At 62.5% G+C, this 19601-nt stretch carries 19 protein-coding genes; 12 read left to right on the top strand and 7 right to left on the bottom strand.

Translation table 11 applies throughout. The features are described 5' to 3' along the window. Window positions 1-106 precede the first annotated feature (106 nt). From O4H31_RS06010 to O4H31_RS05970, 9 genes are all read left to right on the top strand, one after another. Window positions 107-667 carry a NifU family protein gene (locus tag O4H31_RS06010; protein WP_093928438.1) on the top strand — a complete coding sequence of 187 codons (561 nt, stop codon included), beginning with the start codon at window positions 107-109 and terminating at the stop codon, window positions 665-667. Next, window positions 660-1283: a tRNA (adenosine(37)-N6)-threonylcarbamoyltransferase complex dimerization subunit type 1 TsaB gene (gene tsaB / locus O4H31_RS06005; protein WP_269343760.1), complete on the top strand. Its 624-nt coding sequence runs from the start codon at window positions 660-662 to the stop codon at window positions 1281-1283. The genes O4H31_RS06010 and tsaB overlap by 8 nt, the downstream gene beginning before the upstream one ends. Further along, entirely contained in the window at window positions 1280-1735 is a 456-nt protein-coding gene (locus O4H31_RS06000; RefSeq protein ID WP_269343758.1) for a GNAT family N-acetyltransferase, read from the top strand. Before tsaB ends, O4H31_RS06000 begins: the two co-directional genes overlap by 4 nt. A gap of 106 nt (window positions 1736-1841) precedes the next feature. Beyond that, window positions 1842-2843, top strand: a complete 1002-nt coding sequence (locus O4H31_RS05995; RefSeq protein WP_269343756.1) for a BMP family lipoprotein — start codon at window positions 1842-1844, stop codon at window positions 2841-2843. A gap of 135 nt (window positions 2844-2978) precedes the next feature. After that, on the top strand, window positions 2979-4634 hold the full coding sequence (locus O4H31_RS05990) for an ABC transporter ATP-binding protein (protein WP_269343755.1): 1656 nt from the start codon (window positions 2979-2981) through the stop codon (window positions 4632-4634). Window position 4635: 1 nt separating this feature from the next. Then, window positions 4636-5796 carry an ABC transporter permease gene (locus tag O4H31_RS05985; RefSeq protein WP_269343754.1) on the top strand — a complete coding sequence of 387 codons (1161 nt, stop codon included), beginning with the start codon at window positions 4636-4638 and terminating at the stop codon, window positions 5794-5796. 35 nt (window positions 5797-5831) lie between these two features. Continuing rightward, entirely contained in the window at window positions 5832-6800 is a 969-nt protein-coding gene (locus tag O4H31_RS05980) for an ABC transporter permease (protein ID WP_269343753.1), read from the top strand. 114 nt (window positions 6801-6914) lie between these two features. Beyond that, window positions 6915-7829 carry a sulfite exporter TauE/SafE family protein gene (locus O4H31_RS05975; RefSeq protein ID WP_120350492.1) on the top strand — a complete coding sequence of 305 codons (915 nt, stop codon included), beginning with the start codon at window positions 6915-6917 and terminating at the stop codon, window positions 7827-7829. Then, window positions 7826-8593, top strand: a complete 768-nt coding sequence (locus tag O4H31_RS05970) for a TIGR02186 family protein (RefSeq protein ID WP_269343751.1) — start codon at window positions 7826-7828, stop codon at window positions 8591-8593. The genes O4H31_RS05975 and O4H31_RS05970 overlap by 4 nt, the downstream gene beginning before the upstream one ends. Here O4H31_RS05970 and O4H31_RS05965 read toward each other — a convergent pair. The 5 genes from O4H31_RS05965 to O4H31_RS05945 form a co-directional block, all read right to left on the bottom strand. Beyond that, complete coding sequence (locus O4H31_RS05965) at window positions 8590-10128, bottom strand: ATP-dependent DNA helicase (protein WP_093928430.1); 1539 nt, start codon at window positions 10126-10128, stop codon at window positions 8590-8592. The genes O4H31_RS05970 and O4H31_RS05965 overlap by 4 nt on opposite strands. A gap of 80 nt (window positions 10129-10208) precedes the next feature. Continuing rightward, on the bottom strand, window positions 10209-10928 hold the full coding sequence (locus O4H31_RS05960) for a helix-turn-helix transcriptional regulator (protein WP_269343747.1): 720 nt from the start codon (window positions 10926-10928) through the stop codon (window positions 10209-10211). Beyond that, window positions 10876-11082, bottom strand: coding sequence for a hypothetical protein (locus O4H31_RS05955; RefSeq protein ID WP_082849544.1), 207 nt, complete (start codon window positions 11080-11082; stop codon window positions 10876-10878). Before O4H31_RS05955 ends, O4H31_RS05960 begins: the two co-directional genes overlap by 53 nt. Window positions 11083-11275: 193 nt before the next feature. Next, the gene (gene ccrA, locus O4H31_RS05950; protein ID WP_093928428.1) at window positions 11276-12556 is read right to left on the bottom strand and encodes a crotonyl-CoA carboxylase/reductase; all 1281 of its coding nucleotides are present in this window, start codon (window positions 12554-12556) and stop codon (window positions 11276-11278) included. Between the two features lie 125 nt (window positions 12557-12681). Beyond that, window positions 12682-14079 carry a 1-acyl-sn-glycerol-3-phosphate acyltransferase gene (locus tag O4H31_RS05945; RefSeq protein ID WP_269343743.1) on the bottom strand — a complete coding sequence of 466 codons (1398 nt, stop codon included), beginning with the start codon at window positions 14077-14079 and terminating at the stop codon, window positions 12682-12684. A 165-nt stretch (window positions 14080-14244) separates the two neighbouring features. Between O4H31_RS05945 and O4H31_RS05940 the strand changes: the two genes are divergently transcribed. From O4H31_RS05940 to deoD, 3 genes are all read left to right on the top strand, one after another. Next, window positions 14245-16212 carry a protein meaA gene (locus tag O4H31_RS05940; RefSeq protein ID WP_269343741.1) on the top strand — a complete coding sequence of 656 codons (1968 nt, stop codon included), beginning with the start codon at window positions 14245-14247 and terminating at the stop codon, window positions 16210-16212. Between the two features lie 83 nt (window positions 16213-16295). Continuing rightward, window positions 16296-16640, top strand: coding sequence for an H-NS family nucleoid-associated regulatory protein (locus O4H31_RS05935; protein WP_067630441.1), 345 nt, complete (start codon window positions 16296-16298; stop codon window positions 16638-16640). 201 nt (window positions 16641-16841) lie between these two features. Further along, a complete protein-coding gene (gene deoD, locus O4H31_RS05930) occupies window positions 16842-17546 on the top strand; it encodes a purine-nucleoside phosphorylase (RefSeq protein WP_067630444.1) in 705 nt (234 codons plus the stop codon). A gap of 92 nt (window positions 17547-17638) precedes the next feature. On the opposite strand, the gene O4H31_RS05925 is transcribed toward deoD, so the two are convergent. After that, the gene (locus O4H31_RS05925; RefSeq protein WP_269343737.1) at window positions 17639-19291 is read right to left on the bottom strand and encodes an FAD-binding dehydrogenase; all 1653 of its coding nucleotides are present in this window, start codon (window positions 19289-19291) and stop codon (window positions 17639-17641) included. A gap of 54 nt (window positions 19292-19345) precedes the next feature. Further along, window positions 19346-19561, bottom strand: coding sequence for a hypothetical protein (locus O4H31_RS05920; RefSeq protein ID WP_269343735.1), 216 nt, complete (start codon window positions 19559-19561; stop codon window positions 19346-19348). Between the last annotated feature and the right edge of the window lie 40 nt (window positions 19562-19601).

The following is a 19601-nucleotide window of genomic DNA, read 5'->3' as shown; positions in this document are numbered from 1 at the left end:
CCCGCCCCTCCGTGTGGGCCACACACAATTTAGAACGGTTCTAAACCTTGACTTGCCGCCCGCGCGGGCGCATATCAGAACCCACGCCGAAAGCGAGGTACACCCCATGTTCATCCAGACCGAATCCACTCCGAACCCCGCAACGCTCAAGTTCCTGCCGGGTCAGACCGTGCTGGAAATGGGCACCGCCGATTTCCCGACCCCCGACGCCGGTGCGACATCGCCGCTGGCCCAACGGCTTTTTGCTGTTGAGGGTGTGACGGGCGTGTTCTTCGGCACCGATTTCGTCACCGTGACCAAGCAAGACGCGGTGGAATGGGACCATGTGAAACCCGCCCTGCTGGGCGCAATCATGGAGCATTTTCAATCCGGTGAGCCGGTCATGGCCTCTGACCACCAGCCCACATCGGGCCACGCCGCCCATGATGGCGAAGACGGTGAAATCGTCGGTCAGATCAAAGAGTTGCTCGACAGCCGTGTGCGCCCCGCCGTGGCCCAAGATGGTGGCGACATCACCTTCCACGGCTTTGAGCGCGGCGTTGTCTATCTGCACATGCAAGGTGCCTGCGCGGGCTGCCCCTCGTCCACGTTGACACTGAAAATGGGCATCGAAAACCTGCTGCGCCACTACATCCCCGAGGTGACAGAGGTTCGTCCGGTTGCCTGAGCATAGCGCAAGCGGGCCGCTGATTCTGGCCTTCGACACATCGGCCGCGCATTGCGCGGCCGCTTTGCTGTCGGGCGACCGGGTGTTGGCGGCGCGTATCGAGCCGATGACCAAGGGCCAAGCTGAACGGCTGTTGGTGCTCTGCGAGGAACTGCTGAGTGACGCGGGGGTGGCCTACGCCGACCTCACGGCGCTCGGCGTCGGCATCGGTCCGGGCAATTTCACCGGCATCCGCATTGCCGTCTCCGCCGCGCGTGGGTTGGCACTCGGCCTTGGCATTCCGGCGGTTGGGGTCAATGCCTTTGACGCATTGCGCGAGGGTCACAATGGCCCCTCCGCCTGCGCCGTGGATGCACGCCGCGATCAGGTCTTCCTCCAAGGCTATGAGAACGCAGGCATTTCCACTCCCGCCCTTTACGACGCATCCGCTCTTCCGGCCTTCACCGGCCCCCTCATCGGCGCGGGCGGAGAGCCTCCCGCGATGCCCGTTGCCGAAGCCATCGCCCGCATCACGGCCCGCCGTTTCGCTAACAGTCCAGCCCGCCCCGCGCCACTTTACCTGCGCCCCGCCGATGCCGCCCCGGCGCGCGACGCGGCTCCGGTGCTGCTGCCGTGACACCGGGCGCGCTTGCGGCCCTCCATGCCGCCGCCTTTACCCAAGACAGGCCGTGGCAGGAGGCGGAGTTCGCAAGCCTGCTCGACAGCCCCTTCGTGCAGCTTTTTACCCGCCCCGGCGGCTTTGCCCTGACCCGCACCATCGCGGGCGAATCTGAGTTACTGACCCTCGCGGTCGATCCCAGCTGCCAACGCCAAGGCATTGGCCGCGCGTTGCTGCGCGATTGGCTGGCCGCCCTGCCTGCAGACTGCGCCAGCGCCTTTCTAGAGGTCGCAGCCGATAACCAACCTGCCCGCGCCCTCTATACCGGTGAAAACTTCGCCCACATCGCAACCCGCCGTGCCTATTACGCACGCATTGATGCCCCAGCCGTCGATGCCTGCATTCTGCGGCGCGACTTGACCCATGGTCACTGTGGCGATCCCGCAGCGTTGACCACAAAAAGCGGTTGACCCTACCCCCCGCCTGCGCCCTAAATTACACCTGATCGAATGATCCACCAACGCCGTGGCGGCAGCCTTTGCCAGACCGCCCGGCACCACAACCGGGAGACGATAAATGACCCTCATGACGAAATTCCTCGGCGCAGCCGCAGGCATGGCCCTGACATCGGGCGCCGCGCTGGCCGAACCCGCGCTGATCTTTGACCTTGGCGGCAAATTCGACAAAAGCTTTAACGAAGCGGCCTTCAATGGCGCGACCCGCTGGGCCGAAGAAACCGGCGGCAAATTCGCTGAGATCGAGATGCAGTCCGAAGCGCAACGTGAGCAGGCCCTGCGCCGCTTTGCCGAATCCGGCGCCAACCCGATCATCACCATGGGTTTCGCCATGGCCGATCCGCTCTCGACTGTCGCGCCTGACTACCCCGACACGAAATTCGCCGTGGTCGACGTGAACTGGCTCGACCTGCCCAACGTCCGTCAGGTCAGCTTTGCTGAGCATGAGGGCTCCTACCTCGTCGGCGTGATGGCCGCGATGGCCTCCAAGTCGAACACCGTCGGCTTTGTCGGTGGCATGGACGTGCCGCTGATCCGCCACTTTGGCTGCGGCTATGCCCAAGGCGTCATGGCGACCAACCCTGATGCCAAAGTCATCGCCAACATGACGGGCACCACCCCCGCCGCGTGGAACGACCCGGTAAAGGGTTCCGAAATCACCAAAGCCCAGATTAACCAAGGCGCTGACGTGGTTTACGCCGCAGCAGGCGGCACCGGCGTGGGCGTGCTGCAAACCGCCGCTGACGAAGGCATCCTGTCGATCGGCGTGGACAGCAACCAAAACCACCTGCACCCGGGCAAAGTCCTGACCTCGATGCTGAAACGTGTCGATGTCGCGGTCTATGACGCGATGATGGCGGGCGAAGACCTCGAAGTTGGCGAAGTCGTGACCCTTGGCCTTGCCGAAGAAGGTGTCGGCGTCGCCATGGACGAGCACAACGCCGATCTCGTGACCGAAGAGATGAAGGCCGCCGTAGACGAAGCGCGCCAGAAGATCATCGACGGTGAGATCAATGTGGTTTCCTACTACGAGAATGACAGCTGCCCGGCGCTGGACTTCTGAACTTAGATTAATCAAAATGACCACAAGGGCCGCGCCGTTCCACCGGCGCGGCCCTTTCCGAACATGACAGCGTGACACGGACAAAGATGGCTCATTTCCAGATCAAGGGCCGCCACGCCCGCAGGACCTTTTGATATGACCGATACCGCCCCCGCTACCGGCACTGCCCCCGCTACCGGCACTGCCCCCGCTACCGGCACCGCGCCAGCGATCGAACTCAAAGGCATCTCCAAAGCCTTTGGCCCTGTGCAGGCTAACAAAGACATCTCGATCCGCGTGATGCCGGGTACGATCCACGGGATTATCGGCGAAAACGGCGCGGGCAAGTCAACGCTGATGTCGATCCTCTATGGGTTTTACAAAGCCGACGCGGGTGAGATTTTCATCAGTGGCAAAAAGACCGACATTCCCGACAGCCAAGCCGCCATCGCGGCAGGCATCGGCATGGTTTTCCAGCATTTTAAGCTGGTTGAAAACTTCACCGTGCTGGAAAACATCATTCTGGGCGCCGAAGATGGCCGACTGCTGAAGCCCTCGCTCTCCAAAGCCCGCAAAACGCTGATCAGCCTGTCCGAGGACTACGGCCTCAACGTCGATCCCGACGCGCTGGTGCAGGACATCGGCGTCGGCATGCAGCAGCGCGTGGAAATCCTCAAGGCGCTCTACCGGCAGGCCGATATTCTGATTTTGGACGAGCCAACCGGCGTGCTGACCCCTGCCGAGGCCGACCAGCTATTCCGCATCCTCGGGCGTCTGCGTTCTGAGGGCAAAACCATCATCCTCATCACCCACAAACTGCGTGAGATCATGGAGATCACCGACACCGTGTCGGTCATGCGCCGGGGCAAGATGACTGCGACCGTGAAAACCGCCGAAACCTCGCCGCCGGAACTGGCCGAGCTGATGGTCGGGCGCAAGGTGCTGTTGCGTGTGAACAAGGAGCCCGCCACCCCGGGCGAGGTGATCCTCGACATCAAGGGCCTGCGCGTTGTCGACGACAAGGGCGTCGAACGCTTGCGCGGCATCGACCTGCAGATCCGCGCGGGCGAAGTGCTGGGTCTTGCGGGTGTTGCGGGCAACGGCCAATCCGAACTTCTCGAAGTGCTGGGCGGCTATGCCGATGGCACCGGGAGCGTTACGTTGAACGGCACGCCGCTGGACCTTTCGGGCAAGAAATCCGACGGCCAATCGCGCCGCGCCCGCGGCGTGGCCCATGTGCCCGAAGACCGCCAGCGCGAAGGTCTGATCATGGATTTTCAGGCGTGGGAAAACAACGTCTTCGGCTACCACCACGACGACCGCTTCAACAGCGGGTTGCTGATGGACCACGCCGCGATCCGCGCCGATGCCGAAGACAAGATGGAACGCTTTGACGTGCGCCCGCCTGACCCGACGCTGGCGGCCAAGAACTTCTCGGGCGGGAACCAGCAAAAGATCGTTCTGGCCCGGGAGATCGAGCGCAACCCTGACCTATTGCTCATCGGCCAGCCCACCCGCGGCGTCGACATTGGCGCGATTGAGTTCATCCACGAGCAGATCATCGCCCTGCGCGATCAAGGCAAGGCGATCCTGCTGGTCTCGGTCGAGCTTGAAGAAATCCTCGCCCTGTCGGACCGCATCGCGGTGATGTTCGACGGGCAGATCATGGGCGAACGCGCCGCCGACCAGACCGACGAGAAAGAACTGGGTCTTTTGATGGCTGGCATCACCGACACCGAAAACGAACACAGCGTGGCCGAGGTCGAAGCCAATCTCGCCCGCGCCGGCGGCGACGCCAGCAAGGAGGTCTGAGATGGACGTGATGCCAAAATGGGCCGAGGTGATCCTCGTGCCGCTGATCTCTCTGTTGCTGGCGGCCCTGCTCTCGGCGCTGGTGATCCTCGCCATCGGTGAAGACCCGATTGCCGCCGTGACATTGATGGTGAAAGGCGCGCTCGGTTCGACCTATGGCTGGGGCTACACGCTTTATTACGCGACCAACTTTATTTTCACCGGGCTAGCCGTTGCCGTGGCCTTCCACGCGCGCCTGTTCAACATCGGGGGCGAAGGTCAGGCGATGCTGGGCGGTTTGGGCGTCGCCATTGCCGCGCTCTATATCCCATGGCCGCATTGGACGCTGGCGCTGATCGGCTGCGGTGTGATGGCCGGGCTTTTGGGCGCGATCTGGGCCGCGATCCCCGGCTGGTTGCAAGCCAAACGCGGCAGCCACGTCGTGATCACCACGATCATGTTCAACTTCATCGCCGCGGCGCTGCTGAACTACGTTCTGGTCAACGTCATGCGCCCGCCGGGCAGCATGGACCCGGCCAGCGCCCGCTTTCCCGAGGCCGTGCATCTGCCCACGCTGCATGAATTGCTGGCCCCGCTTGGCATCGCCTTTTCCAAGTCCGCCCCCGCCAACGTCTCACTGCTCGTCGCCACGGCGGCCTGTATCGTGGTCTGGCTGCTGATCTGGCGCACGCGCCTTGGCTATGAAATCCGCGCCTATGGGCATTCGCAACCTGCCGCCAAATACGCGGGCATCTCGCCCGTGCGCATTACAATGGTCACGATGATCATCTCGGGCGCGCTGGCGGGGCTGATGGCGATCAACAACGTCATGGGCGAAAGCGAGCGTCTGGTGCTAAACGCGACCGAAGGCGCAGGCTTTATCGGCATCGCTGTGGCGCTGATGGGCCGCAGCCACCCGGTTGGCGTCTTCTTTGCCGCCCTGCTCTTCGGTTTCCTCTACCAAGGCGGCGCGGAACTGGCGCTCTGGACCTCAATCCCGCGCGAATTGATCGTCGTGATCCAAGCGCTGGTGATTCTCTTTACCGGCGCGCTCGATAATATGGTGCGGATGCCGCTGGAGCGTCTTTTCCTGATGTTCCGCCGCCCCGGCCCCCCTGCCAATTCCGCTGACAGCGAGCCCAAACCCGGCCCCCGCAGCGCCCAGTCGGAGGGCGCGGAATGACCCAGAACACCCCCCTGAGAAAGCGGGTCTGACCTATGGACTATATCACGCTCATCCAATTGCTCGACAGCACTGTGCGGCTGGCCACGCCGCTGCTTCTGGCCTGTCTTGCCGGTCTCTTCTCCGAACGCGCGGGCGTCTTTGATATCGGGCTTGAGGGCAAGATGCTGGCGGCGGCGTTCTTTTCCGCCGCGGTGGCATCGCTCACCGGGTCGGTCTGGCTTGGCCTTGCGGCGGGCATCGCCTCTTCGCTGGCACTCAGCGCTGTGCACGGCCTCGCCTCGATCACCTTCCGCGGCAACCAACTTATCTCTGGCGTGGCGATCAACTTCCTCGCTGCCGGCATGACCGTGCTGATCGCGCAGGACTGGTTTGCCCAGGGCGGCCGCACCCCCTCGCTCTTCGGCGGCGCGCGGTTCGAGCCGATCACCCTGCCCTTCGCCGAGGCGATGGAGAACGTGCCGATCATTGGCCCACTTTACGAAGAGCTGATCTCGGGCCATTCGATCCTCGTCTATGCCGCCTTCCTCGCCGTGCCGCTGACATGGTGGATCCTGTTCCGCACCCGCTTCGGCCTGCGCCTGCGCGCCGTGGGCGAGAACCCTGCCGCCGTCGACACCGCTGGCGTCTCGGTCGTGGGTCTGCGCTACGCCGCCGTGGCCATCGCCGGTCTGCTCTGCGGCGTGGCGGGAGCGTACCTCAGCACCGCGCTGCAGGCGGGCTTTGTCAAAGACATGTCGGCGGGCCGTGGTTTCATCGCGCTGGCCGCGCTGATCTTTGCCAAGTGGCGCCCTTGGTACGCACTCTGGGCCACGCTGCTCTTCGGCCTTTTCGGCGCGCTAGAGACGCGGCCTGATGTGATCCAGTCGGTCATCGGCATCAAGGTGCAGGGCCAGCTTCTGGGCGCGCTGCCCTATCTGATGACAGTGGTGATCCTCGCGGGCTTCGTCGGCAAGGCGATCCCGCCCCGCGCGGGCGGCGAACCCTATGTAAAAGAACGCTGACATCCCCCTCCGGCCCTTGCACCCAAGGGCCGGATCGGCGCAACCTATCTCAGTGGTCGCCTTATCGCGACAAGCTATGTTGAACTGCGCGGCCGTTAGAGGCTAGGAAACGTCATGCAAATCTACCTGCCCATCGCCGAGGTATCGGTTAACGCCTTCCTCCTTCTGGGACTGGGCGGAATTGTGGGCATCTTATCGGGCATGTTCGGCGTCGGCGGCGGGTTTCTAATCACGCCGCTGTTGTTCTTTGTCGGCATCCCCCCTGCCGTGGCCGTGGCGACTTCGACCAACCAGATCGTCGCGTCGTCGTTTTCGGCCCTGCTGGCGCACCTCAAACGGCGCACGGTGGATTTCCGAATGGGCTGGGTCCTGCTGGCCGGAGGTCTTGTCGGGTCGGGCATCGGCATGTTCATCTTTAACTACCTGAAATCGCTGGGTCAGGTCGATCTGCTGGTGACCCTTTGCTATGTGATCTTTCTGGGCATCATCGGCGGGCTGATGTTCTTTGAATCGCTCCGCGCGATCCGCCGCACCCGCAAGGGCGGGCGCGTGCAGCGCAAGAAACACTACTGGGTCCACGGCCTGCCAATCAAAATGCGGTTTCGGGTATCGGGGCTTTATATCTCGGTGATCCCCCCGGTGCTTGTTGGCGCGGCGGTTGGGATGCTGTCGGCCATCATGGGCGTCGGCGGCGGGTTCATCATGGTGCCCGCAATGATCTATCTGCTTGGCATGCCGACCAAAGTGGTGATCGGCACCTCGCTATTGCAGATCATTTTCGTGACCGGTTTCACCACCATGCTGCACGCCACCACCAACCAGACGGTCGACATCGTGCTGGCGGTGCTCTTGCTGGTCGGCGGGGTGCTGGGTGCACAGGTCGGTACGCGCATCGGCGTGCGGATGCAGGCCGAACAGCTGCGCATCTTGCTGGCGGTGCTGGTCCTCGCCGTCTGCGGCAAGTTGGCGCTTGATCTGCTGCTGGAGCCGTCCGAGCTTTACTCCCTCAGCCCGGTGGCGGCAGAATGATCCGCGCAGCCCTCGCATTCGCTGGCCTGATATTCACGGCCCTCACCGCCGCGGCGGAAGAGGAGATCGTGCTGGGCCTCAGCCAAGCCGAAGTCTCCATCACCACCAATTTCGACGGGTCCGAAATCCTCGTTTACGGCGCTGTCAAACGTGAAACGCCAATCCCCGAGGGCGCGCCGCTCGAAGTAGTCGTGACCGTCTCTGGCCCGTCGACCCCAATCATGGTGCGGCGCAAGGAACGGCGCTTTGGCATCTGGGTCAACACCGACGCGGTTGAGGTCGACCGCGCGCCCAGCTTCTATGCCGTGGTCACCTCTGGCCCGCTGTCCGAAGTGCTCAAACGTATTGAAGACCTGCGCCACCGCATCTCCATCCCTCGCGCCATCCGCTCTGTCGGTGCCCCGATGGAGATCGCAGACCCCACCCAATTCACCGATGCGCTGATCCGCGTGCGCAAGGATGCGAACCTCTACCAAGCCATCGAAGACGGCGTGAAGGTCGACGAACAGACCCTCTTCCGCGCCGCCGTCGCCCTGCCCGCCTCGCTCACTGAGGGTGCTTATGACACGCGGATTTTCCTGACCCGTGGCGGCGATGTGGTGGCGCAATATGAGACTGTGATCGACGTGCGCAAGGTCGGGATGGAGCGGTGGCTATTCAACCTCGCCCATGAGCAGGCGTTTATCTACGGGCTGCTGTCGCTCTTTATTGCCATTACCGCGGGCTGGGGCGCCTCTGCCGTCTTTGGGTTGCTGCGCCGCTAAGCCGCGCCATCCTCGGTCGCCTCAAGTGTCAGCGCCGCTGCAGGGGCGGCGCGCAGGTCATCCACGCGCAGCGGCCCAGATGGTTTGCTAAGCCGATTTCGCACCACCCAAATCAACCGCTCCTGCGCGCGGGTGATGGCGACATAGGCCAGCCGTTTCCACAGCGGTTGCCCGGCCTCAGAACGCCCCATCCGCGCGGCGGCGTATAGATCGGGCGCAAAGACCTGCACGTTCTCCCACTGGCTGCCTTGCGCCTTGTGGATCGTCACAGCGGCGCCGTGCAAGAACGTCGCCCCCATACGCGCGGCGAAGGGGATAAAAGGTTCTTCCTCATCCGGCTTTTCGATTTTAACGATCGACGCGGCACTTACCTGCGGGTCTTCGGCACCGATGACGTGCAACCGGCTGAACCCCGGCTTGCGCCCCTCGCCCAGATAGACCACCTGCGCGCCTTTGATCAGGCCGCGCGCTTCTAGGTCGAGGCGTTTCTTGCGGTGCTTCAGCGGCAGTTCGATCCCGTCGCAGATCAGCGGCTCGCCTGCCAGCAGCGCATCTTCGGGGGCGCCATGGACGGCGCGAAAGGCGTTGATCAGCCGAATGCGCGTGGCATTCCGCCAGACCAGCACGGGGCTGCGCGCCATCAGATCGACCTCAACCCGCTGGCCCCAGACCACGCGGTCATCCTTGCGCGCCGCGTCTTCGATCATCCGCTCAAAGTCATGAAACTCCAACTGCGGGTCGGCCAGCGCATGGGCCAGATCAAGGATCGGGTTGTCGGCCTCTTGCCGGTGAATGCGGTTGAGGTTCAACACCCGCTTTTCGGGCAGCTTTTCAAACACCATCGTGCCGGATTGCCCCACCGGGGCCAACTGCGCCGGATCGCCGAACAGCAGCAGCGTCGGAAAAATCTCTTTCAGGTCTTCGAACTGCTTGTCATCCAGCATCGAGCTTTCGTCGACAAAGCCGATGTCGAGCGGCTCTTCCCGGCGTTTCCAGCCGGTGATGAAATCACTGCCCCGCAGCCCCGCCGCCGCCAGCGCACCGGGGACCGATTTGTTGTTCGCGAAAAACGCCGCTGCCCGGTCCAGCGCGACCTCGCTCAGGCCTTCGATGTCGGGCTTTTCGCCATTTCCGGTCAGCCACTCTGCGATGCGCTCGTATTCGGGGTGGTAAACCGGCGTGTAGAGGATGCGGTGGATCGTCGTCGCGGGCACGCCGCGCAGACGCAAGACGCTCGCCGCTTTGTTGGTCGGCGCGAGGATTGCCAGCGTGCGTTTCTCACGTTTCTTGCGCGATTCGTAATCACCCGAGACGATGTCGACGCCCGCCGCTTCCAAGGCACGATAAAGCTCGGCCAGCAGCAGTGTTTTGCCCGATCCGGCCTTGCCGGTCACAGCCATCACCTGATCCGGCCCGCCCGCAGGCGGCATCAGCAATGAGTCGTCCAGATCAATGCCCGCAGAGCGTAGCATTTCGGCCACCTTATCATGGGCGGCGGCTTGGTCTTCGGAATAGGTGAGCGCGGTAGATGTCATTGGGCGACCCTAATTGAGCCCCGCGCCGGGGGCCAGATCGCTTTGCCCTGACCGCCCGCGATTCACGTGAATTATCCGGCTCAAACGACGATCAGCCCCCGGCTGAGCGCGCGTGCGACGGCATGGATCGTGTTCGATGCGCCCAGTTTGAACCGCGCGCTTTCCACATAGGCCCGCAGCGTGTGTTCAGAGATCGACAACCGGTCGGCCACCTGCGCGCGGCTATAGCCCACCGCCAGCAGCGTCATGGCATCCACCTCCCGCGGGGAGAGCGCCTGCACCGCCCCCGGTGCACGATCCGGGGCCAGCGCCAGCGCTTTTTCGTTGAAACAATGCGCCGCCCAGATCAGATCGCGCCGGTGCCGTGCGGTGAATGCGGCCCAGACCGCGTCGGTGCAGCTATGATTGGTGGTAAACAGCGCAAACTGCCCATGTGGCCCCCGAATAGGCACCGAAAACCCCTGATCGCCCACCCCATGATCCAGCGCGTCCCGCCGGAATTTCCGCGCCGCGCGGGAGGACCAATCGAGGTCTTTCCAGTCCACCGGCTCAAACCGGCGATAACAGCCCGCGACAACCGGATCGATGCGGAGGTAGTTGTGCGCCTGATAGCGTTCGGACCAGAGCGGCCCATAGGTGCCGCAGCCATATTGCACGCCCGCCGTGTCGACCCAGTGATAGACCACATGCAAGATGCCGTAGTGATCGCGCAGGTCTTCGCAGGCTTGGCCAAGTTCGGGCTCGCCGTCAGCCTGTGCCAGCCTTTCCCAAATGCGTTCCAGATGCGGCTCTATCCTCATGCGTCCGGCCTATGGCCCTTTCGCGTTGCAAGGACATCTCGGCCAGAGCGATCAACGCCGCGTCGTCCAACTGTTCCGCCGTGCGCGGCAGTTGGTTCGCCATGGCAAAAGCCCTGAGATCGGCCAATACGTCCAATATCCAATCATCTCGCATGAGAGTCGCCCAGCTTTGGTTAATGGCAGATTAATACAACCATAGCATGTGCGTGAATTCGTACCATCCGCGCTTTTCGCCCCCCCTTAAATGGTGGGGCAGGCTGCACTAAGTCACTGTTCCGGTTACAGCCAAACGAAAAACCCCCGCAGCCGAGGCCACGGGGGTTCTGGTTTTAATCTATCAGTCAGGTTCAGTCGCGCGCCATAACCGTATCTTCCAGCGTGCGCAGTCCGGTGCGCGGTGCCTGCACCAGCACCGACATATTGCCCGGCTTATGCTCGTTGCGCATCATCTTCATATGCGCCTCGGGCAGATCGGCCCAGCTAAAGACCTCGGACATGCATGGATCGAGACGGCGTTCCATCATCAACTTATTCGCCGCGCTCGCCTGTTTCAGATGGGCAAAGTGGCTGCCCTGCAAACGCTTCTGGTGCATCCACATATAGCGCACATCGAAGGTCAGGTTGAAGCCGCTCGTCCCGGCACAGATCACCACCATGCCGCCCTTTTTGACAACGAAGGTAGAGACCGGGAAGGTCGCCTCACCGGGGTGTTCGAACACCATATCGACGTTCACGCCCTTGCCGGTGATGTCCCAGATCGCCTTGCCGAACTTGCGGGCCTCTTTGAACCACTCGTTATATTCCGGCGTGTTCACTGTGGGCAGTTGGCCCCAGCAGTTGAAGTCCTTGCGGTTCAACACGCCCTTGGCGCCCAGATCCATCACGAACTGGCGCTTGCTCTCGTCCGAGATCACGCCGATCGCATTGGCGCCTGCGGTGTTAATAAGCTGGATCGCATAGGAGCCAAGGCCACCCGACGCACCCCAGACCAGCACGTTCTGGCCCGGCTTCAGGTCATGCGGCTCATGACCGAAGAGCATACGGTAGGCGGTGGCCAGCGTCAGCGTGTAGCAGGCACTCTCTTCCCATGTCAGGTGTTTGGGACGCGGCATAAGCTGCTGGCTCTGCACGCGGGTGAACTGCGCAAAGGAGCCGTCCGGCGTCTCATAGCCCCAGATCCGCTGGCTGGGGGAATACATCGGATCGCCGCCGTTGCATTCCTCGTCGTCGCCATCGTCTTGGTTGCAGTGGATCACCACCTCGTCGCCGACCTTCCAGCGCGTGACCTTATCGCCTACCGCCCAGACGATGCCCGAGGCATCAGAGCCCGCGATGTGATAAGGTTCGCCGTGGCCGTCAAAGGGGCTGATCGGCACGCCGCGCGCGGCCCAGACACCGTTGTAGTTGATGCCTGCCGCCATGACCAAGACCAGCACGTCTTGACTGTCGAGCTCTGGCACATCGACCACTTCTTGCAGCATTGCGCTGTCCGGATCGCCATGCCGTTCGCGACGGATGGCCCAAGCATACATCTGTTTCGGAACGTGACCCATCGGGGGCATCTCGCCCACTTCATAAAGGTCTTTTTGCGGGGCGTCATAGTCGGCGTGTTTCGTATCCAGTGCCATGTGGGCCTCCTGCCGGTGTTCGGTGTCTACAAGGTCTGTGCCGCACTGCAGAATCGCGGCGGCTCCCCTTTGGGATATGATCCACTGCGCAACATTGCAACCCCCACAAGTCTACTTTTGTAATTTTATGACCCAGCAGGCGCAGCAATTTCCGCCGCAGGTGCAGCATCCTCGCTGGGGAAATGCGCAATGGAATTCGCATAGAAGGCCAAAACAGGCTCCTGCCCCGCCGCGATTTGCAGCCCCTGCGCATCTTCGGAAATGACGCCACGTTTCTTAAGGCGGGCCGTCGCGCGGGCGACGCGGTCCGGCAGAATGTCGGGCTTGGGCACGCGGTTGCGCAGCGGCATCTGTTCAAGCGTGGCGGCCACTTTCGCCAGCAATTCCGCCTCGCTCAGCGGCCCTTTCGCCTGCAGCAGCACCCGCGCGATCAGCGGTACGGTCAACACAGGCATGGCCTGCGCGATCCGGTCCATCAGCATCTCCGACAGATCCGAGACCGGCACATCCGTCCCCGTGCGGCGCAGGGAAAGCGGGTCACCAAAGGTCACAGCCGCCGTGCCAAAGCGCGTGTCCCGCCCGCGCATCCGCCGCCAAATCTTGCGCAGCACAAAGCCCACCACCACCGTGATCCGCGCGCCAAAGCGCCGGTCGCCGCGCTCTCCGGCAGCGATCAACACCCGATCCTCCAAGATCCGGTCATAGTTAATCGCCACGGGCACAAAGATGATGTCACGCTCTCCTTCGGGGTCGAACCCCTCCACCACATAAGACAGCAAGCCCACCTTTGGCGGCTGCAAAGCCCCGGTGAGGCTCAGCCCCCCCTCGGGATAGAACGCCTGCGTCACCCCGCCCGTCGTGGCCATCTGCACGTAACGCGCCAAGACCTTGCGATAGAGCGCCCCGCGCGAACGGCGCCGGATAAAGTAGGCGCCCATGGAGCGGATCAGCGTGCTCAGCGGCCAAACCCGCGCCCATTCGCCCACCGCATAGCTCAGCGCCGAAGACCGCGCCGCAAGGTAGGTCACCAGCATGTAATCCATGTTCGACCGGTGGTTCATGATGAAAACCACCGTCGCATCACGCGGCAGCGCGGCGAATGTCGACTCGTTGCTCGAGGCCGTCTCTACCCGGTAGACCGTGTTGGTCAACAACCGCGCCAGACGGATGCCAAAGCTGAAATAGGCAAAGGCGGAAAACCGCGGCACGATCTCGCGCGCATATTCGCGGGCCTTTTGAAAGGCGACGTTCTCTGGCACGCCATTGCTGCGGGCGTAGTTCACGATCTCTTGGCTGACCTCCGGATCATAGATGAGGCGCTGAATCATGTCGTGCCGCCGGGCCAGTTTGAAGGGCTCGATGGGCCGGGTCAGCCGCTTGTTCAGCCGCTCCACCGCCCGTTCCAGCCGTCGGCGAAAGAACCAACGCACCGAAGGCAGCAGAAAATGGCTCAGCGCCGTGACGGCTGCGAAAACCACGATGAGGATGAACAGCCAAAGGGGCAATTGCACAGTCTGCGTCATGGCTTAACCCTTACAGCGCGGGGCTGAGAGGACAATAATTATCTGTTTTCCGCCCACCGGCCGGGCGGGCGTAATGCCGCAACGCAGCGAATTGACAGAGGCATATTATTTCCCCTATCAACGTCATGACGCAACTTTATTGCCATTCAGATTCAAGAGGCCAAGATGACCCAACCGCAGAAAGACCGCCCCTGGCTCATTCGCACCTATGCGGGCCATTCCACCGCCGCCGCGTCCAACGCACTCTACCGGTCGAACTTGGAGCGCGGGCAAACCGGGCTTTCCGTGGCTTTCGACCTGCCCACCCAGACCGGCTATGACAGCGACCATGTGCTCAGCCGTGGCGAGGTTGGCAAGGTCGGCGTGCCGGTGAATCACCTCGGTGACATGCGCGCGCTTTTCGATGGCATCCCGCTTGAACAGATGAACACCTCTATGACGATCAACGCGACGGCCCCTTGGCTGCTGTCGCTCTATATCGCCGTGGCCGAAGAACAGGGCGCGGATATTTCCGCCCTGCAAGGCACGGTGCAAAACGATCTGATCAAGGAATACCTCAGCCGCGGCACCTATATCTGCCCGCCTGCGCCCTCGCTTAAGATGATCGCGGATGTGGCCGAATACTGCTATACCAACGCGCCGAAATGGAACCCGATGAACGTCTGTTCCTACCACTTGCAAGAAGCAGGTGCGACGCCGGAACAGGAATTGGCCTTTGCACTTGCCACTGCCACCGCCGTGCTCGACGCGCTGAAACCGCGCGTCCCGGCAGAGGATTTTCCGAAATTGGTGGGTCGCATTTCCTTCTTCGTGAACGCGGGCATCCGTTTCGTCACCGAGATGTGCAAAATGCGCGCCTTTGTAGACCTTTGGGATGAGATTTGCCGCGACCGTTATGGGGTCGAAGACCCCAAATTCCGTCGTTTCCGCTATGGGGTTCAGGTCAATTCATTGGGTCTGACCGAACAACAGCCCGAGAATAACGTCTACCGTATCCTCATCGAAATGCTGGCGGTAACCCTGTCGAAAAAGGCCCGCGCCCGCGCCGTGCAATTGCCCGCGTGGAACGAAGCCCTCGGCCTGCCCCGCCCGTGGGACCAACAATGGTCGATGCGGATGCAGCAGATCATGGCCCATGAAACCGACCTTCTGGAATTCGACGATCTTTTCGACGGCAATCCGGCGGTGGATGCCAAGGTCGAATTACTCAAAGAAGGCGCGCGCGCTGAATTGGCAAATCTCGATGGTATGGGCGGCGCGATTTCCGCGATCGATTACATGAAGGGCCGCTTGGTCGAAAGCAACGCCGACCGGCTGCGCCGCATCGAAAGCGGCGAAACAGTCGTCGTCGGTGTGAACAAATGGCAACAAGGCGCGCCCTCGCCGCTGATGACCGGCGCGGGCGATATCATGCAATCAGACCCCGGTGCCGAAGCCGACCAACTCACCCGGCTCGACGCATGGCGCAGCGCGCGCGACGACGCCGCCGTCAAACAAGCATTGGCCGACCTACGTGCCGCCGCCAGCGCGGGCGACAATATCATGCCCGCCTCCATCGCTGCCGCCAAGGCGGGCGTCACAACCGGCGAATGGGCCGCGCAGATGCGTGCCGTTCACGGGGAATATCGTGGCCCGACAGGGGTTTCCGCGGGCCAGTCCAACAAGACCGAAGGCTTGGACGATCTGCGCGACGCGGTGGATGCGGTCAGCGATAAACTGGGCCGCAGGCTGAAATTCCTCGTCGGCAAACCGGGGCTCGACGGCCACTCGAACGGGGCTGAGCAGATCGCCGTCCGCGCCCGCGATTGCGGCATGGACATCAGCTATGAAGGCATCCGCCTGACGCCCGCGGAAATCGTCGAAGCTGCGCAAACGGAAGCCGCCCATGTGGTCGGCTTGTCGATCCTCTCGGGCTCGCATGTGCCATTGGTCGAAGACCTGATGCAGCGCATGGCCGAGGCAGGGTTGACCCATATCCCGGTCATTGTCGGCGGTATCATTCCCGAGGCTGACGCAACCCGTTTGCGCGCTGCCGGAGTGGCGCGGGTCTATACCCCGAAAGATTTCGAATTGAACGTGATCATGGAAGATATCATTGCGCTTGCCGACCCCAAAGCGGTGGCCGCAGAATAGGCTGACACAAAATACAACGTGCAATTAATCAATTGGCTCTATAATTCCCCGTACCAGCACAATCTGGAAAGGAAATATCAGATATGGAAAAAGACCTGAAATCCATGAGCCGCAAGGAATTGGAGAAACTTCTGTCGGATGTCAAAAAGGCATTGCAGGCCGCGCAGGCCCGCGAACGCCGGGCGGCACGTAAGGCGGCCGAGAAGGCAGCGGCGGAATATGGCTTTTCCCTGAATGAGTTAGCTGATGAACAACCCGCGCCCAAAAAGGCAAAGAAACCGCGCAAAGCGGCTGCGGGCCCGAAATCGAAACCGCAGTTTTCCAACCCCGAAGACCCGTCCCAGACTTGGACCGGAAAAGGCCGTCAGCCGAATTGGTTTCGCGCCCAAGTAGAGAATGGTGCCGATCCGGAAACGATGCGGATTTAACCATTTCCCGAATTACGGGAATTTGGCGCCGCGTGAATGGAAATTCACCGGCGCCTTTTTTATTTCTGACGAAAATGTGAATTAGGCAACCGTCCCAATTGCAGCGCCCCTGTCCGCTTTACGTCACGCCCCCTTCCCCATCGCGGCCCTTGTGAAGCCCGCTTCGGGCAGGCAAAATGCGGCAAACATCAGGAGACAGAAATGACCGTCCATATTGGCGCGAAACCCGGCGATATCGCCGAAACCGTATTGATGCCCGGCGACCCATACCGCGCGAAATGGGCGGCGGAGACTTTCTTGGAAGGGGCCGAACTGGTTAACGAGGTACGCGGCATGTTGGGCTTTACCGGCACATGGCGCGGCAACCGCGTCACAATCCAAGGCTCCGGCATGGGCATGCCCTCGCTGTCGATCTACGCCAATGAGTTGATGACGGAATACGGTGCGCAGACTCTGATCCGCATCGGCTCTTGTGGGGGGATGCAGAGCCATGTCGGCATTCGCGATGTTATCATCGCGATGACCGCCAGCACCATCACCTCGCCCTCCTCCGGTATTTTCCGCGAATTGAACTATGCCCCCTGCGCCGATTGGGGCCTGCTGCGTGCCGCCGTGCAAGCGGCCGAGAAGCTGGAGGCGAAAACCCATGTCGGCGGGATCTATTCTTCGGACGTTTTTTATGCCGAACGCCCCGATCTGGACGAGCAGATGGTGCGCCACGGTATTTTGGGTGTCGAGATGGAAGCGGCGGAGCTTTACACGCTGGCCGCGCGGCACAAGCGCCGGGCACTGGCGGTCTTGACCGTGAGTGACCATTTGCAGACCGGTGAGGCGCTGCCGTCGGAAGACCGGGAGAAAAGCTTTGGTGATATGGTTGAGATTGCGCTGGAAGCGGCTTTTGCCTGACCGTCGCGTCCGCTGAGAGTGCGGACGGTATTTGAAAAAGGATGAAGAGGCGCGGCGGGGGGTCGCGCCTTTTGCTTTTGTGGGGGCTGGTATCAGGCGTTTTGACCGGCGAGGCGCCCGGAGTAGAGGCAGCCGCCCAGAAAGGTGCCTTCGAGGGCGTTGTAGCCATGGTAGCCGCCACCGCCAAAGCCGCAGACCTCCCCGGCGGCGTAGAGGCCGGGGAGGACCGTGCCTTCGGGGGTGAGCACGCGACCTTGGAGGTCACTGTGCAGCCCGCCGAGAGATTTCCGGGTGAGGATGTTGAGGCGCACGGCGATCAGCGGGCCGTTGGCGGGGTCGAGGATAGCGTGTGGTTTGGCGGTGCGGATCAGCCGGTCGCCGCGGTAGGCACGGGCCCCGCGGATTGCGGTGATCTGGGCATCTTTTCCAAAGGGGTTGTCCAGTTGACCGTCGCGGGCTTCGATCTGGGCGCGGATGTGGTCAGGGCGGACGGGCGCCTCGGGGGTGAGCGCGTTCATTCGGGTGACAAGGGTGTCGAGGTCGTCAGCGACGGTGAAGTCTGCGCCCTTGTCCTTGAACGCCTCTACTGCGGCGGTGGCGCCTTTGCCGAGGCGGGCTTTGAGCACCTCGCGCCAGCTGCCAGAGGTGAGGTCGGGGTTCTGTTCAGAGCCCGAGAGGGCAATTTCTTTTTCGATGATCTTTTGTGTGAGGATAAACCAGCTGTGCTCGCCCGCTTGCAGGATGCGGCGCAGGGTTGAGAGCGTGTCGAAACCGGGCAGGCAGGGGGCCTCCATCCGGTTGCCCGCGGCGTCGAACCACATCGACGAGGGGCCGGGCAGGATGCGGATGCCGTGGTTTGGCCAGATCGGGTCCCAGTTCTGGACGCCTTCGCAATAGTGCCACATGCGGTCTTCGTTGATCAGCCCTGCTCCGGCTTTTGCGGCGATGGCGTGCATCTTGCCGTCGACGTAGTCGGGCACGCCGCTGACCATCTGGCGCGGGGCGGGGCCGAGGCGGTCGGTTGGCCAATGTTTTCGCACCAAATCATGGTTCGCGCCGATGCCGCCGGTGGTGAGGATCACCGCTTCGGCGCTGTGTTCGAAATCGGCCTTAATGGAGCGCGAGGTGCTGTGGCCGCGTGGGGCGCTGCTGTCGTCGAGGACATCCCCCGCGACGCCCGTCACGGCGCCGTCGATGGTGATCAGACGGGTCACCCGGTGGCGGAAGCCCAAGCGTAGTTGGCCTGTGGCGACATGTTCTTTCATCGCCTGCGCAAAGGGGGCGACGACGCCGGTACCGGTGCCCCATGTGATGTGGAAGCGCGGGACGGAGTTGCCGTGGCCCTCGGCCCCTGCCCCGCCGCGTTCGGCCCAGCCGACGACCGGGAACCAGCGCATGCCGAAACCTTGAAGCCAGTCGCGCATGTCGCCCGCGGCCCATTCGAGGAAACCCGCTGCCAGCGCACGGGGATTGGCGTCTTCGGGTCGGTCGAATTGCGCGGACCCCATCCAGTCGCGATAGGCCAGTTCCGCGCTGTCGCGGATGCCCATGCGGCGCTGCTCGGGCGTGTCGACCATGAAGAGCCCACCAAGCGACCAGAACGCCTGTCCGCCAAGGCTTTGCGGCCCTTCCTGATCCAGCAGCAGAACCCGGCGCCCGCGCAGCACCGCTTCGTGAGCGGCCACCATGCCAGCCAAGCCCGCACCGACCACGATCACATCTGCTTTGAAAGTCTCACTGCCCATCGCACCTCTCCCCTTTTGAAAGAAGTGTGCGGCGAGTTCACGGCAAAGGCAATGTCACAGGCGCGGCGTGTCGAGCCCTTTGAGGCAGCGATCCGGCGGGCCTTCGCTGCGGTAGGCTTCGGCCCCGCAGGCCACGCAGTGGTATTTGCGCAGGGCGCCCTTGTCCCCCGCCCGGTCTTCGCGCCAGCGGCAGTCGCGTGTGGGCGCATTGCGGCGGGCAAAGATCAGCACGATCACAAAGACGATAACGATGATGAAGGGCAGGATCATAAGATAACCAAAGGCCCGGCGCTTGGCCGGGCCCTGTTGT

This window comes from Sulfitobacter dubius (assembly GCF_027214245.1).
In the GTDB taxonomy this organism is placed as follows: Bacteria; Pseudomonadota; Alphaproteobacteria; order Rhodobacterales; family Rhodobacteraceae; genus Sulfitobacter; species Sulfitobacter dubius_A.
This window is presented reverse-complemented; position numbering and strand designations above follow the sequence as displayed.

Excerpts from the sequence above, each read along its gene's own strand:
- O4H31_RS06010 (WP_093928438.1), top strand. The coding sequence starts at position 107 with ATGTTCATCCAGACCGAATCCACTCCGAACCCCGCAACGCTCAAGTTC.
- O4H31_RS05995 (WP_269343756.1), top strand. The coding sequence starts at position 1,842 with ATGACCCTCATGACGAAATTCCTCGGCGCAGCCGCAGGCATGGCCCTG.
- O4H31_RS05990 (WP_269343755.1), top strand. The coding sequence starts at position 2,979 with ATGACCGATACCGCCCCCGCTACCGGCACTGCCCCCGCTACCGGCACT.
- O4H31_RS05985 (WP_269343754.1), top strand. The coding sequence starts at position 4,636 with ATGGACGTGATGCCAAAATGGGCCGAGGTGATCCTCGTGCCGCTGATC.
- O4H31_RS05980 (WP_269343753.1), top strand. The coding sequence starts at position 5,832 with ATGGACTATATCACGCTCATCCAATTGCTCGACAGCACTGTGCGGCTG.
- O4H31_RS05975 (WP_120350492.1), top strand. The coding sequence starts at position 6,915 with ATGCAAATCTACCTGCCCATCGCCGAGGTATCGGTTAACGCCTTCCTC.
- O4H31_RS05970 (WP_269343751.1), top strand. The coding sequence starts at position 7,826 with ATGATCCGCGCAGCCCTCGCATTCGCTGGCCTGATATTCACGGCCCTC.
- O4H31_RS05965 (WP_093928430.1), bottom strand. The coding sequence starts at position 10,128 with ATGACATCTACCGCGCTCACCTATTCCGAAGACCAAGCCGCCGCCCAT.
- O4H31_RS05960 (WP_269343747.1), bottom strand. The coding sequence starts at position 10,928 with ATGAGGATAGAGCCGCATCTGGAACGCATTTGGGAAAGGCTGGCACAG.
- O4H31_RS05955 (WP_082849544.1), bottom strand. The coding sequence starts at position 11,082 with ATGCGAGATGATTGGATATTGGACGTATTGGCCGATCTCAGGGCTTTT.
- ccrA (WP_093928428.1), bottom strand. The coding sequence starts at position 12,556 with ATGGCACTGGATACGAAACACGCCGACTATGACGCCCCGCAAAAAGAC.
- O4H31_RS05945 (WP_269343743.1), bottom strand. The coding sequence starts at position 14,079 with ATGACGCAGACTGTGCAATTGCCCCTTTGGCTGTTCATCCTCATCGTG.
- O4H31_RS05940 (WP_269343741.1), top strand. The coding sequence starts at position 14,245 with ATGACCCAACCGCAGAAAGACCGCCCCTGGCTCATTCGCACCTATGCG.
- O4H31_RS05935 (WP_067630441.1), top strand. The coding sequence starts at position 16,296 with ATGGAAAAAGACCTGAAATCCATGAGCCGCAAGGAATTGGAGAAACTT.
- deoD (WP_067630444.1), top strand. The coding sequence starts at position 16,842 with ATGACCGTCCATATTGGCGCGAAACCCGGCGATATCGCCGAAACCGTA.
- O4H31_RS05925 (WP_269343737.1), bottom strand. The coding sequence starts at position 19,291 with ATGGGCAGTGAGACTTTCAAAGCAGATGTGATCGTGGTCGGTGCGGGC.
- O4H31_RS05920 (WP_269343735.1), bottom strand. The coding sequence starts at position 19,561 with ATGATCCTGCCCTTCATCATCGTTATCGTCTTTGTGATCGTGCTGATC.